General features: G+C 68.1%; 12 protein-coding genes. 8 read left to right on the top strand and 4 right to left on the bottom strand.

What is annotated here, in order from left to right; all coding sequences use genetic code 11:
* The first annotated feature begins 88 nt into the window (after positions 1–88).
* The gene (locus L593_RS07265) at positions 89–2,218 is read left to right on the top strand and encodes a hypothetical protein (RefSeq protein WP_020446296.1); all 2,130 of its coding nucleotides are present in this window, start codon (positions 89–91) and stop codon (positions 2,216–2,218) included.
* A gap of 212 nt (positions 2,219–2,430) precedes the next feature.
* Positions 2,431–3,792 (top strand): PGF-CTERM protein-sorting signal, encoded by a 1,362-nt coding sequence (locus L593_RS07260; protein WP_020446295.1) that lies wholly within the window; start codon positions 2,431–2,433, stop codon positions 3,790–3,792.
* A 47-nt stretch (positions 3,793–3,839) separates the two neighbouring features.
* Here L593_RS07260 and prs read toward each other — a convergent pair whose 3' ends face one another.
* The gene (prs, locus tag L593_RS07255; protein ID WP_020446294.1) at positions 3,840–4,718 is read right to left on the bottom strand and encodes a ribose-phosphate diphosphokinase; all 879 of its coding nucleotides are present in this window, start codon (positions 4,716–4,718) and stop codon (positions 3,840–3,842) included.
* A 615-nt stretch (positions 4,719–5,333) separates the two neighbouring features.
* Between prs and L593_RS07250 the strand changes: the two genes are divergently transcribed.
* The 3 genes from L593_RS07250 to L593_RS07240 all read left to right on the top strand — a co-directional run bounded on the left by L593_RS07250 (position 5,334) and on the right by L593_RS07240 (position 8,783).
* Positions 5,334–5,630, top strand: coding sequence for a hypothetical protein (locus tag L593_RS07250; protein WP_020446293.1), 297 nt, complete (start codon positions 5,334–5,336; stop codon positions 5,628–5,630).
* A gap of 46 nt (positions 5,631–5,676) precedes the next feature.
* Positions 5,677–6,651 (top strand): TRC40/GET3/ArsA family transport-energizing ATPase, encoded by a 975-nt coding sequence (locus L593_RS07245; protein ID WP_020446292.1) that lies wholly within the window; start codon positions 5,677–5,679, stop codon positions 6,649–6,651.
* A 236-nt stretch (positions 6,652–6,887) separates the two neighbouring features.
* Complete coding sequence (locus tag L593_RS07240; RefSeq protein ID WP_020446291.1) at positions 6,888–8,783, top strand: carbon starvation protein A; 1,896 nt, start codon at positions 6,888–6,890, stop codon at positions 8,781–8,783.
* 115 nt (positions 8,784–8,898) lie between these two features.
* Here L593_RS07240 and L593_RS07235 read toward each other — a convergent pair whose 3' ends face one another.
* Together L593_RS07235 and L593_RS07230 are read right to left on the bottom strand one after the other, a co-directional pair.
* Positions 8,899–9,531: a hypothetical protein gene (locus L593_RS07235; protein WP_020446290.1), complete on the bottom strand. Its 633-nt coding sequence runs from the start codon at positions 9,529–9,531 to the stop codon at positions 8,899–8,901.
* Positions 9,528–9,902, bottom strand: coding sequence for a cupin domain-containing protein (locus L593_RS07230; RefSeq protein ID WP_020446289.1), 375 nt, complete (start codon positions 9,900–9,902; stop codon positions 9,528–9,530). Before L593_RS07230 ends, L593_RS07235 begins: the two co-directional genes overlap by 4 nt.
* Before the next feature lie 609 nt (positions 9,903–10,511).
* Here L593_RS07230 and L593_RS07225 point away from each other — a divergent pair.
* The 3 genes from L593_RS07225 (at position 10,512) to L593_RS07215 (ending at position 12,837) form a co-directional block, all read left to right on the top strand.
* A complete protein-coding gene (locus L593_RS07225; RefSeq protein WP_020446288.1) occupies positions 10,512–11,600 on the top strand; it encodes a DUF4397 domain-containing protein in 1,089 nt (362 codons plus the stop codon).
* Between the two features lie 239 nt (positions 11,601–11,839).
* Entirely contained in the window at positions 11,840–12,073 is a 234-nt protein-coding gene (locus tag L593_RS07220; protein ID WP_020446287.1) for a hypothetical protein, read from the top strand.
* Between the two features lie 59 nt (positions 12,074–12,132).
* Entirely contained in the window at positions 12,133–12,837 is a 705-nt protein-coding gene (locus L593_RS07215; protein ID WP_020446286.1) for a DUF5828 family protein, read from the top strand.
* A 42-nt stretch (positions 12,838–12,879) separates the two neighbouring features.
* Here the strand turns inward: L593_RS07215 and L593_RS07210 are convergent, their stop codons facing one another.
* Positions 12,880–13,296 (bottom strand): hypothetical protein, encoded by a 417-nt coding sequence (locus L593_RS07210; protein WP_020446285.1) that lies wholly within the window; start codon positions 13,294–13,296, stop codon positions 12,880–12,882.
* Between the last annotated feature and the right edge of the window lie 62 nt (positions 13,297–13,358).

Genomic DNA, 13,358 nt, shown 5'->3' with positions numbered 1-13,358 from the left:
CGACCGAGGAGACCGCTCCTCGAAAACGGTGGGAGGCAAAAAGGTGGTGGCGGTGCGGTTATAGCCGTCGCCTACCCAGACACGACGAATGCAGCGGCGCGCCGAGTCCCTCGATAGGCGCTTGTTAGCCCTCTGTCTCCTGACGATGGCGCTGGTCGGTGGGCTGGCCGTCGGCACGACGGCCGGCGCTCCAGTCGCCGGCATCGCCGGTGGACCCGACGCCGGCCCGCCGACGCCGGTTCGGCCAGCGTCCGACGCCGCGACCGCGTCGAGCCTCGATGCGGGTGGCGCACTGTCGACGAGCGAGGTGGGCGAGAGCACCTCGATCGCGAACGCCAGCGCAGCGCAGTCGTCGGATCCGATCGTCGAGCGGGTCGAGTACGACCTGCTGCCCGCACAGCCGGACACCGTCGAGGCCCGGATCACCTACGAGATTCCCGACGAGGTCGGTTCGCTCACGTTCTCGATCGCACAGGGGCAGTACGACGTCGTGGGTACCGACGGGTTCACCCGAAACGACGGGACCTTCGAGTGGGACGAGTCGGGCGGCGGCGGGACGGTCACGATCCGGCACCCCGTCACCGAAAGCTTCCGGGCAGAGGGCCCAGATCAGCGCTTCGTCGGCGGGACGGGCGAGTGGGCGATCGTCACGCGTCCCCAGACGAGCACCCAGTGGAACTACCGCTTCGAGAACCCCGGGCTCGAGTACCGGCTCACCACGGCCGGCGAGGGATACGCTGGGAAGCGGTTCGCCTTCCTCGGGCCGCATTCGACGCGATCCCGGACCGTCGGCGGCGAGGTTCTCACGCTCGTCGTGCCCGACGCTGCCGACCCGGCCTCGGCGCCCACGGAGATCCTCGACTCCGTCGCGTACGCGAGCGATCGTCTTCGCTTCGGTAATCGCAACCAGGAGGTCGTGCTGATCGCGGCACCGACCGGCGAGTTCGACTGGGGGCCGCCGGGGCTCGCGATCGGCGCGGACACCCGCGTTGCGGCAGACCAGCCCGTCGACGCGGCCGTCAACGTCTGGGTCCACGAGTACGTCCACACGCGGCAGTACCGCGACGCCGACACTGTCGACGGCGACGCCGTCGCTGACGACGCCCACTGGCTCGTCGAGGGAAGCGCGGACTACTACGCCGCGCTGCTGAGTCTCGAGGAGGGGCGGATCGACTACGCGACCTTCCGGAACGTGCTCGAACGGGGCACCATGCGGCCCGCGACCGACGCCGTCCTCACGGACCGATCGACCTGGGCGGACACCGACGCCGAGTACGAGAAAGGGGCGCTCGTCGTCGGGGCGATCGATCGCGAACTCCGCGTTGCGAGCAACGGCTCGGAGACCTTCCAGTCGATCATGTCGGACTGGAACAGCGCGGAGACGTTCAGAGCCGACGACCTCGAAGCAGCGGCCGAACGGCTCGGCGACGAGTCGGTCCGCGAGTTCGTCAGCGCCTACACCCGGACCGATGCCACGCCCTCGACCTGGGACCGGACGACTCACAGCCGGCTCTTTGGCAGCGACCTTCCCCGCTTCGACTATCGCGTGGTCTCGGAGCCGGCGCTGTCCGTGATCGGTCCCTACCGCGACGGCGAACTGCCCGAGACGACCGTCGTGGGCGAGGCCGTCGCGGCGGAGGTCGAGGTCGCGAACGTCGGCAACGTTTCCGGCCAGTACCGGTCGACGTTGTTCGTCGGTGGCAGCGAGCGGGCAGTCTCGTCCGGCAGTCTCGAACCGGGCGAGACGACGACCGTCTCCCTCTCCCACCGTTTCGGAACGGCTGGCGACGTTCGGATCGTCGTCGGTGACGTCTCGCGCACGGTCCGGGTTCGCGAGCCCGCCGATCCCGTCGTGACGTCACTCCGGGTGAGCCCCAGGTCGCCCTCGACCGGCGACGCCGTCGACGTCAGGATGTCAGTGTCGAACCCGACGAGCAGACCGGCCGACGGGAACGTCACCGTCTTCGCCGACGGCGAGCCCGTCGGCACCGAGCGCGTGCAGCTGACGCCCGGTGCCAATCGCACGGTCGAGATCTCGACCGGGTTCGACCGAGCCGGTCGGCACAACGTGTCCGCGGGATCGCTCACCATCCAGCTCGACGTTCAGGAGGGGAGCGTGCTGGAGTCGATCGACGAGATTCCCCCTGTCGCGCTCGCCACCGGTCTGATCGCACTGCTGGCGGGCGCCACTCTCCTCCTGTTCGCCCGGAGCCGGTAACCCGGGGCTCTCGCGACGGCTGCTGTACGTCGCCCCGGAACGCCACAGAACGCCCGAAGTGCTACACCGCGTCCGTTGCCGACGGTCGAGAGGACTGCCAGCCCTGCTGGCGATGGAACGCGTGACCTACTGTCTGGCGACAGCGCATAGCAACAGCGTACCCGATCGCATGCGCTCCATTACAATGCGAAAATCGACCGAAGCCGTGGCCCATGGCAGGGCGATCCGGCCCCGGTCGAGCGATCGCCCGACCGGCGGCCGCGGGGACCGAGTCCGTGGGCGACGCGGTGCCCCGGGTCGTCGAGCGGGTCGTCTACCGCGACGGCGACGTCGACGGTGCAGTGGACGTCGCGATCGTCTACGAGATCCCAGACGCAGTCTCGAAACTCGCGTTCTGGATCGAGCGGCCGACGGTCTCCGTGGTCGCGACCGACGGGTTCGACCGCTCCGACGTCGGCGGCTACACCTGGCAGGGGAGCGTCGACGGCCCCGCCTTCGAGTGGGACGGCTCGGGCGACCGCGCGACGGTGATCTGCCGCCAGCCGCTCACCGCCGACGATCCGTCGACCTACGGCGCCGGCACCGACGACTGGGCGCTCTGCTTGCGGCCGCGGACGCACACGCGCTGGCGCTACCGTGGCACCGAGCCACGGATCGACCGCCGCGCGGCCGTTCGGGGCGTCGGCATCGCCGGCGAGCAGTTCGTCTGTCTGGGCGAGCACGCGATCGCGAAACGGCGGGTTGACGCCGAGACCGTGCGGCTCGTCGTTCCCGCTGCTGCGACGCCCTCGACCGCTCCCGACCGGATCCTCGACTCGCTCGCCGCGGCGAGCGAGCACCTCGATGTCGGCGGCCGGAGCGACCTCGTCACGGTGTTCGTCGCGCCGACCGACGGCGCGTGCTGGGCCCACCGCGGGCTCTCCCTCGGTCCGGACGCCCGCGTCAACGACGACGCCGCGCTCGCCGCGCCGACGAACATCTGGGTCCACGAGTACGTCCACACCCGGCAGGATCGAACGGCGACCACGGCCGCGACCGAGTGGCTCCTCGAGGCCACCGCCGAGTACTACGCCCTCACGCAGGCCTTCGAGCGCGGCGCGATCGACTTCCCGACCTACCGACAGGTCCTGGAGCGCGGGGTCGGGGAGGACTCGCCCGAGGTCGTCCTCGCCGATCCGTCGACCTGGGCCGACGACGCGCAGTACCGGACCGGCGCGCTCGTCGTGGCGGCGCTCGACCGGCGGATCCGCGCGGCCTCCGGCGGTGAGACGACGTTCCAGGCCGTCCTCCGGACGTGGAACGCGGCCGCTCCCGCGCCCTTCGACGCGACTGCCTTCGCCGACGCCGTCGAGCGCGCGGGCGGTCCGGCGGCTCGCGCGGCGGCGATCGCCTACACCGAGACGCCGACGACGCCGCGTCCCTGGAGTGCGAGCACCCACGCCGCGACGTTCGACGTCTCGCCGGCTGACTGCGAGGCCGCCGGGAGCCCACTCGACGCCGACCAGTCGGGCTGGACGACCGCCGACCGGGTCGGCGACGTCGCGATCGATCGCGCCGCGCCTCGGCATCGCTGAGCGACGAGCGGCTGGCGGCGACGCCCGCGGTGGGCGCGAGCGTCAGCTTACAGTTCCTCGGCGATCGCCGGCGCGGCCGAGACCGTGCTGACGAGTCGTTCGATCGTGTCGGTCGCGTGGATCGCTTCGACGCCGGCGCGGGCGAGTTTCGAGCGGGCGTCCCGCGCGAGCAGCGGGTGGACGCAGCCGACGAACACGCGGCCCACGTCCCGGTCCTGGAGCACCTCGATCGACTGGCTCATCGTCGACCCCGTCGCGACGATGTCGTCGACGACCACGACGTCCCGGCCCGCGATCTCGGCGTTGCCCGGCTCGATCGTGACCTCCGTGCCCGAGGTCCGGGTCTTCTCGAAGTGGTCCACCTCGCCGCTGCCGAAGGCGTCCCTGACGGTCTCGGCGACGTCGATGGCCCCCGCGTCCGGCGAGAGGAAGAGCGGCTCATCGAGCGCGGGGTCGGGGTCGCTCCGGAGCGGCTCCGCGAGCAGCGCTTCCGCGTCGATCTGGGTCGCCGGCGGGTCGAAAAAGTCGCAGACTGCGGGCTCGTGGGGCGTTACGGTAAGGACCCGGTCCGTGCCTGGCGAGAGCGCCCGGGCGATCGCTCGCGCGGTGACGGGTTCGCCTGTCTCGAAGGCCCGATCCTGGCGCCCGTAGCCCATGTACGGCAGGACCGTGACGACCTCGTCGATGCCGGCCTCCCGCGCCGCGTCCTGGAGCTGGAGCACCTCGAGGTGGGCGTCCGCGGTCGTCGTCGAGGCGACGATCACCGCCCGGTCGACGTCCGCGAGCGTTCGCTCCCCGGGCGCGTCGATGGCGAACTTCGACTCGCCGTCCGGGAAGGCTGTCTGCTCGACGACGGCGAGGGGTTCGTCCAGTTCCGTGGCCAGGGTCGCGGCCAGCGACTGCGACGTGGACCCGCTGACGATCATGGTCCGTGGTGCGCTCGGCCCGTGAAAACGTGTTTCGGTCCCGCGAGGAGATCGTTCGGTCCTGGGTTCGGGTTATTGTAGACGGGCCGCTTTCCAAACCGCTGCAGACGCCTTGGAAGCCCCCGACCGCTCGTCGATCCTAACTCGTTGCGCGCTTCGCTCGTTCGCGGTGCTCACTCGCTGCAGTGCTTGCTTCGTTACGATCGACGAGCGGTCGGCCCCTTCCAGTCCCACCCGGTGGATCTTCGGGAGGTTCGCGAAACCCCGGTTGGCCCCACCGGCGCGCGCTCGCGTCGGCTGCGAGCCCCTTGCGGGCGAGCAGCCAGTCGCGCGACACCGTGCGAGGGCCGAGCAACGCAGCCCGGAGGGCGAGTAGCGCAGAAGGCTGGGGAGGTATGAGGCTGTTTGGGTGGGCTTCGAAAGGGGCCGAGCGCTCGACGGTGCGAGGCGAAGTAAGCACCGCAAGGAGCACTGCGAACTGAGGAGCGCAGCGAGCCGCAGCCCTCGAGCGCTCGGGGGCTTTCGGGGGTCTGCGTTGAATGCCTCGTTCGTCTCCCACCGACCGAGTCCCTTAGCGGCGACACGCTTTTAGAATGCCACACGATACCACTGTCCATGACGCTCGCAGAGCGCATCGACGAGTTTCTGGACACCCTGAAGCTGTGGGCGAGAGGGCTCTACCACGGCATGCTCACCCATCCGGCCTACGAGACGCTGGAAAAGGAGGCCGAGGACCTGGAGGACGCGTTCATGCTGGCGTGTTTCCCGGACGCCTTCGGGATCCCGAGCCCGGTGTCGTACTACACGGCCGAGTTCCTGCCCTACCTCGCCGACGAGTTCGAGGCCTGGCAACGCCGGATGTGGGACCGGGACTCGCTGATCGAGCGCAAGGGCCAGCAGTACCACTTCTGATGGCGGGATCGTACTCGCGACCGGCGACGACGGAGGGCCGGTACTGATGGCTCGCTTTCGCTTCTTCGGCGGCAAGGGCGGCGTCGGCAAGACGACCGTCTCCTCCGCCTACGGACTGAAGTGTGCGAACGCGGGCCTCGAGACGCTGGTCGTCTCGACGGACCCGGCCCACAGCACTTCCGACGTGTTCGACCAGCAGTTCACCGACGAACCGGAGCCGGTCGAGGCCTACGACGACCTCCACGCGATGGAGATCGATCCCGAAGAGGAGGTCCAGAACCACCTCCAGGGCCTCCGCCGACAGCTCGGCGAGCAGCTCAGCCCGGCGATGGTCAACGAGGTCTCCTTACAACTGGAGATGGCCCACCAGACGCCGGGCGCCTACGAGGCCGCGCTGTTCGACCGGTTCATCGAGGTGATGCAGCAGTCCGATCCCTACGACCGGGTCGTCTTCGACACGTCGCCGACTGGCGGCACGCTCCGGCTCCTCGCGCTGCCGGAGTACCTCGAACAGTGGATCGACCGCCTGCTTCACAAGCGCGAGAAGTCCATCGACTACTACGAGAAAGCCGCCGTCGGGAAGCAGCAGGCTCGCCGGATGAAGGAGGGCGATCCGATCCTCCAGCGCCTCCACGAACGCAAGGAGCGGTTCGCGTACGCTGGTGAGACGCTGCGCGAGCAGGCGACGTTCACGTTCGTCCTGAACCCCGACGAGCTGTCGATGCGGGAGACCACTCGTGCGATCGGTGGGCTTGAGGACACCGAACTCACCGTCGACGGCCTGGTCGTCAACAAGCTCACCCCCGAACCCGATCCCGACGAGCAGGGCCGCGGCGGCACCTTCCTCCGGGATCGGGTCGAGACCGAGCGCGAACGCCTCGCGGACATCCGGAGCGACTTCACCGTCCCGGTGGTCGCAGAGATAGAGACCCGCGTGCGGGAGGTCAAGGGCTCGCTGCTCGCCGACGTCGCCGAGGAGATCGATATCGATCCGACGGCGGAGATCGCCGCCGGGGATTGACAGATTCCCGCCGGTCCGCCACGATATCGGTCTGCCGCACCCGGTTCGTTCTCTGCCGATCGATGGTTAGACGACTGTCACGACACCGCCGCGCGTGCCACGGTGGCCCGTCACACGCCATCGCGCGCCACTCCGATCGACACCCCGAAGCCGTCTCGTCTTTCGACTGAATAGCTATCAATTTAAATGGATTATATTTATGAGCATGATCCTCATGATCGTACCTGTGGTATGCCATGGCAGGGGTAATTTGGATCGTGGCGCTGGTACTCGCGTCATTTACCGTCGCGTACTTCACGTACGGACGGTATCTGTCCCAGTTCGTCGAACTGGACGACAGCCGCGAGACGCCAGCCCACAAGTACGAAGACGGTCAGGAGTACGTACCGGCAAAGAAACCCGTGTTGCTCGGGCACCACTACTCGAGCATCGCGGGCGGCGCACCCATCGTCGGCCCGATCACGGCCGCGATGATCTGGGGGTGGGTTCCGGCATTCCTGTGGGTCGCGATCGGTAACCCACTGCTGGGATCCGTCCACGACTTCACGTCGCTGTCGAGCAGCCTTCGGCACGAGGGGAAGTCGATCGGCTACATCATCGGCGAGTACGTGGGTGAACGGGGGAAGGACATGCTGTTGTGGTTCGCCTTCCTCCTGATCATCCTCGTCGTCGCCGTGTTCGCACTGGTGATCGGCGTCGCGTTCAACGCCTATCCGTCGGCAGCGATGGCCAGCCTGATCTACGTCACGCTGGCGTTGCTGTTCGGGTTCTGGCTCTACCAGTTCGACCTTCCGTTCGCGGCGGGCACCGTGTTGTTCGTCGCGGGCGTGTTCGGGTCGGTCTGGGTCGGGGTCAACTACCCGCTGGCGCTCTTTGGCACGCAGGGCGCGTTCGCGACGGACGAGAGCGTGATCATCCTTCTGGGAGATTCGGCACCGAGCTTCCTCCCGAAGGTCCTGGGCAGCGCCAACATCGGCGCGTGGCTGCTCGTGATCCTCGTCTACGGCGGGGTCGCGAGCGTCCTCCCGGTGTGGATGCTGCTCCAGCCGCGTGACTACCTGTCCTCGTTCCTGCTGTACACCGGGGTCGGGGGCGCGCTGCTGGCGGTGATCGTCGGCACGCTCATCACGGGCGTCGACGCCACCAACCCCAACACGGGCGCGGAGATCACGCTCAACATCCAGCTCGACATGTGGTACGGCTTCATGGGCGACGGCGGGCCGTTCGCCGACACGCTACCGCTCATGCCGCTGTTCCCACTGCTGTTCGTCACCATCGCCTGCGGGACGATCAGCGGGTTCCACTCGCTGGTCTCCTCGGGGACCACGGCGAAACAGCTGGACCAGGAGACCGACGCCAAACTGATCGGCTACGGCGGGATGCTCGGCGAAGGGCTCCTCGCTGCAGTCTCGATCGCCACGGTCGCGATCATCGCGATCCCGGCAGCGTCCGGCGGTATCGGGCTCGCGCTCCCGAACTTCGCGACCGGCGGTGGTGCGATCCTCACTGCGCTCGGCGTTCCGATGGAGTACGCGGCGCCGTTCATGGCGCTCGTGCTCGCGAGCTTCCTCCTGACGAGCATGGACACGGCCTGCCGCCTGGGCCGGTACATGATGGAGGAGATCGTCGGCACGCCAGAGACGACCGCAGAGGAGTTCGCGGCGAACCGCTACGCCAACACGAGCGTTATCGTCGTCGCCGCCTTCCTGCTGGTTTACACCGGCAACTGGGAGGACCTCTGGACGCTCTTCGGCGGCGCCAACCAGCTGCTGGCCGCGATGGCACTGCTGACGGCCACGGTCTGGATCGCCAACTGGGACGAGACGAAGCAGCTCGTCTCGACCGGCGTCCCGATGGCGCTGATGGCGGTGGTCACGATCTGTGGGCTGCTCTGGACGACGCTGTACACGGTGCTCGGTGGACGGTTGCTCGGCGAGACCGCCGACGCCGAAACCGAGTTGCTCGCGCAGCTATCGGCAATCGCACAGCTGGTCATCGGGTTGACGCTCGTCGGCCTCGCGGTCGGCCTCATCTGGATGGGCTACAACAACATCCAGGACGTCCGGGGCTTCGGTGCGGGCGAGCAGGTCGCAGCCGACGGTGGAGAACCCGATCAACCGAGTGACGACTGAGGGTCGTCACTACTGACGCGGGCGGTTTTTTTTTCGAGCGCTTCGGCCACGAGCCGGTAGCTCGGAACGGCGAGTACTGCGAAAAGGGGTCCTGCCATTCCCGCGAACCGGATCGCTAGATCTGCAACCGCCGCGAGATCAGACCGAGCAGCCCCGGCTCCTCGCGCTCGATGGGCTCCCAGAGCGCCAGCGCCTCGGCGACGTCGGCGTCTTCACTGACGACCAGGCGTTCCTGCTCGGGTGCGACCACGGCCACGTGGACGTCGTAGTGGCCGTTGTAGCCGTACTTGAGCAACGTGCGCTCGTCGACGGCCGCCACGCGCTCGTCGACGTCGTCCGGGACCTCGGGGGCGACCAGGACGAACGTGAAGTCCGTGCTGTAGTGCTCTTCGTCAGCCTCGACCCACTCGTCGGCGAGGTCGTGGCCGAGCGCGACCAGCCGGTCGATCTCCGCGACCGTCGCGTGCTCGACGCGTCGGAGGAACAGGTGCTCGTGAGACTCGTGGTGGGCGAAGGAGATGGAGGGATGGATGATGTGCTTCTGGCTGTGGATCTCCATCGCGCCGTACAGGTCGAAGGATTCGCCCTCCACGGTGCGGTCCTGCTCGAGGTCGTAGTTGTGGACGAGTCGTCCCGCGACCTCGTCGACGTACTCGTCGTCCCAGTCGGGCACGTCGGCGAGGGGATCCTCGTCGGTCGGCGCGTCGGTACCAGTCTCGGCGTCGCTGTGATCTCCTGCTTCGCTCATGGCTCGTATGGCTGTGCGTCGTCGACGTTCGGCGCGCCGATCGCCAGCACCTGGACCGGCTCCGTGGCGTTCGGGGCGTTGAACGCGCGCTGTGGACTGTTCGGCTCGACGGCGAGCACCTCGCCCGCCTCGACGGTCAGCGTCTCCTCGGGGGTCTCGACCGTCAACGTCCCGGACTGGACGACGAACAGCTCCTCCTGCTCCTCGTGGAAGTGGTAGGCCAGCGGAATCGTCTCCCCGGGACCAGCCTCGTAGACGTGCGCGCCGAGGTTGCGGAGTCCGACCTCGCCGCTGATCGATCGCCTGCTCGCCTCCCGCGCCTCGTCGCCAGCGACGGGGAGGTCCTCCGGATCGACCACTGCGTATCCCATGTGTGTGAGACTGTCACCCGGTGCGTACATAGCTTTCGCCGCTCGGGGCGTCTCCTGGACCGTCGATCGATCCCGTGCGTACCAGTTGCTGGGCGTCCGTATTCGGTAGGAGGCCACAGTGCTGTCTTTCCGCCCCGGTTGCTCCCGACACTTGTGGTCGCGTGGTGGCCCGTTCGTCCATCCTACGCTCGTGCCGGTTGCTGTTCGCTCGCGGACTCCGATCGCGGTACGGCGACGGTATGCAGGTAGTGTTGGCGACCCCGCTCGTGCAGCTCCGACCCGGCCTCCGCCGGCCGGCCGGCGGCGGCGGGCGAGACCTGTCGGCGACACAGTGCCTCCAGCTACCAGCCGATAAAACTGTTCCGTTATCTGAGATTACTCGCGAGTTCGGTCGCGTTTCTCCAGTCGGCCGCTCGGGCGTTCCGACGTCTCGCCGTCGCGCTGTCTCTCGTTTTTCAGTGCTCTACCGAGCCGTGATCACCCCGCCAGCCCCAGCAGTTGGGGGCCGAGAACTGAACATCAGATAAGTAAACATTATTCGATCTGGCGTCTGCAGCCGCGAGAATTATCAGATGATAACAAAGACGTGCCATCACGAAGGATGCGAGCGTGGCATCAACGATACCATACACACGGCTGATCGTCGTACTGCTCTCGGTTGCACTGGTCGGCAGCGTCGTCGCCCTCGGCGGCGTCGCGGCCGTCGACCAGCACACCGACGACAACGGCACCGACGGCGACATGGCCGACGGCGAGGCTGACGAGAACGCCACCGACGGCGATATGGCCGACGACGAGGCTGACGAGAACGCCACCGACGACGAGGCAGCGGCTGCTGCCGATCCACAGCAGACGACCTACCTCAGAGTCGTACACGCGTCGCCCGACGCGCCGGCGGTGGACGTGCTGATCGAGAACGACACGGTCCTCTCGAACGTCTCGTTCGGCGACGTCAGTGACTACCTCCCCGGCCCGGCCGGCACGTACAACGTGACGATCGCGGCCGCCGAGGACCCCGACACCGTCGTGTTCGACGACGAGGTGACTCTCGAGGCACGCACGGTGACGACGATCGCTGCCAGCGGTGAGATCAGCGAGAACGGGACGGCACCCTTCGCACCGGTCGCGTTCAACGACAACGCGTGGACGCCTGAAGACGACATGAGCGCCCTCCGCGTCGTGCACCTCTCGCCCGACGCACCTGCCGTCGACATCACGGCCGGTAACGGGAGCGTCGTGATCGCCGACGACGTCGAGTTCGGCAACGCCTCGGACTACGTGACCGTGCCCGCCGGTGACTACACGGCCGAGATCCGTCCCGCGACGGAGGGCAACAACGGGACGGTCGTCACGACCGTCGACGTTTCCCTCGAGGGCGAAACTGCCTACTCGGCCTGGGCACTCGGGTACCTGAACCCCGACGAGGCGCCCGCCGACACGCCGTTCCAGGTCGTCGCGACGGAGGACGCCACGATGAGCGTGGAACTCCCGGGCGACGGCGAGATGGACGAAGATGACGAGATGGAGGACGAGAACGAGACGGACGCCGACGCTGACGACGAGATGGAAGACGACGAATCCGACGCCGCGGACGACGCCGATGCTGACGACGATGGGGAGAACGAGACGGCTACCGACGACGGTGCCGGGGCAGCGGACGACGCAGCGAACGACGACGAGTGCGAGGACGACTCGTAAGCGCCCCGACGCTGCGGTAGCGGTTCGTTGCGGCAGCGAGATTTTTTCGCGAGTCCCGGAGGAACGTGATCTGACGGTGTCCGGAGCGCCGCCAGCGATGGCGCTCACCGGAGCGATTCGACGACGACCGCGGCGCCACACGGACACGCCGTTGCGCCCCGCCCCGTTTCCCACCCGGTCTGCCCCGCCGGACAACCTTTATCCGGCCGCTCCCCGTACCATGTCACCGAGAACCACCCATGGGAGGGAAACAGACCGAGGCCTGCGGTCGCTGTAGCGTCACCGCGGTCCTCGACGCCAAGGAGGCCGTCGACGACGAGGACGCCGAGTCGGGCGGCCAGAACCCATTCGACGGCGAGCGCATCGAACTCGGCGAGCGCGAGCTGACCTCGGTCGTCCGTCACGAGGTAGCGGCCGGGAAACTCAAGTCGAAACTCGACGCGTTCGCCACGCGAGTTATTTACGGCCGCTGACCGCGAGGAGCGAGCCAGAACGCCTTTGCCGTCCCCCCACCGACCGAGAGTCTCACCAGATGGAAGAGCGCGTCTCCGGCTTCCGCGTGACCGGCGACTGGCCAGCGATCGTCGAGCACGGCGAGCGCGTCACCCGAGCACTCCGCGACCTCGACGTCAACGGCGACAGCCCCTACGCCGCCGATTTCGAGGAGTGGGAGGAGTGGCGCCCGAAGGCCCACGAGCGCATCGAAGAGGACGTTCCAGAGAAGACCGCCGAACAGGCGAGCGTCGGCGAGGGTGAGGGCGAGAAGGCCGGCTCGACGCCCGGTGAGGACGTCAAGACCGCCGGCGACAAGCTCTCGGAGTCCTACGAGAAACTGGAGGACGACGGCGACGCCGCGGGCGCCCGCGAGGCCTGGGGCGAGTCTATCGACTACGTCGCCCGTGCGGCCGACTCCGCGGGCCGCAAGGCGCTTCGCGTCGTCGAGGACACCGTCTACCAGCGCGTCATGACACAGCTCGCGCCGTACTACTTCGACAACGCGCTGATCTCCGCCAACCTCCAGCAGTCCGGGCGCGACGACGACACCTTCGTGTTCGAGGTCAACGTCAACGACGACGAACTCAAATCCGAGGTCGGTGATCGGCTCCGGGACTACGAGGACGAGGTCGATCGCTGGCACGTCGATACCGAGAAAGAGACCGCGCACGTCGAGGCCGCCGAGGGCGTCGAGACCCCGACCGAGAACGAGAACGGCCGCTCGAAACACACCACGAACTGAGTCGCGTCTCCACGACCCGTCGCCGGGCCAGTCCATCCTCCCTCAGCGGCGCCAGTCCCGCCAGGCGGCGTCCACGTCGGTCGGGGTCGTTCGTTCCCAGGCGTACGCGAATCCTCCGTAGAGGAGCGCCGCGGCGCCCCACGCGACCGCGGCGACCAGGCGACCGCTCCCGCCGCCGAGGAGCCAGCCGCCACCGGTCAGGAGCACGAGGCTCAGCGCGAACAGGTGCGCACCCATCCCACCGTACACGGCGAGCACGTCGCCGCTGGCGCGGCTGCCCGCGATCCGAAGGCCGATCGCCCCAATGGCGAGCCCGGTCGGCGGCCACAGGAGACCGAGCAACGGGGCGATCCTCCAGCCGCCGATCTGAAGCGTTCCCAGGGTCGCGAGCACGAGGCCGAGGACGCAGATACCTCCGCCACCGAGACCGAGAATCCTCCCCACCGAGTACCGGGGCATACGTCCGCCGAACCGATCCAGCGGCAACAGCGTTCCGCTCCGGTCACGACGCGGAATGGGCT

Source organism: Salinarchaeum sp. Harcht-Bsk1 (assembly GCF_000403645.1).
Lineage (GTDB): Archaea > Halobacteriota > Halobacteria > Halobacteriales > Salinarchaeaceae > Salinarchaeum.
The sequence above is the reverse complement of the archived record's forward strand: the minus strand, read 5'-3'. Positions and strand labels throughout refer to the sequence as shown.

Excerpts from the sequence above, each read along its gene's own strand:
- L593_RS07265 (WP_020446296.1), top strand. The coding sequence starts at position 89 with ATGCAGCGGCGCGCCGAGTCCCTCGATAGGCGCTTGTTAGCCCTCTGT.
- L593_RS07260 (WP_020446295.1), top strand. The coding sequence starts at position 2,431 with ATGGCAGGGCGATCCGGCCCCGGTCGAGCGATCGCCCGACCGGCGGCC.
- prs (WP_020446294.1), bottom strand. The coding sequence starts at position 4,718 with ATGATCGTCAGCGGGTCCACGTCGCAGTCGCTGGCCGCGACCCTGGCC.
- L593_RS07250 (WP_020446293.1), top strand. The coding sequence starts at position 5,334 with ATGACGCTCGCAGAGCGCATCGACGAGTTTCTGGACACCCTGAAGCTG.
- L593_RS07245 (WP_020446292.1), top strand. The coding sequence starts at position 5,677 with ATGGCTCGCTTTCGCTTCTTCGGCGGCAAGGGCGGCGTCGGCAAGACG.
- L593_RS07240 (WP_020446291.1), top strand. The coding sequence starts at position 6,888 with ATGGCAGGGGTAATTTGGATCGTGGCGCTGGTACTCGCGTCATTTACC.
- L593_RS07235 (WP_020446290.1), bottom strand. The coding sequence starts at position 9,531 with ATGAGCGAAGCAGGAGATCACAGCGACGCCGAGACTGGTACCGACGCG.
- L593_RS07230 (WP_020446289.1), bottom strand. The coding sequence starts at position 9,902 with ATGGGATACGCAGTGGTCGATCCGGAGGACCTCCCCGTCGCTGGCGAC.
- L593_RS07220 (WP_020446287.1), top strand. The coding sequence starts at position 11,840 with ATGGGAGGGAAACAGACCGAGGCCTGCGGTCGCTGTAGCGTCACCGCG.
- L593_RS07215 (WP_020446286.1), top strand. The coding sequence starts at position 12,133 with ATGGAAGAGCGCGTCTCCGGCTTCCGCGTGACCGGCGACTGGCCAGCG.
- L593_RS07210 (WP_020446285.1), bottom strand. The coding sequence starts at position 13,296 with ATGCCCCGGTACTCGGTGGGGAGGATTCTCGGTCTCGGTGGCGGAGGT.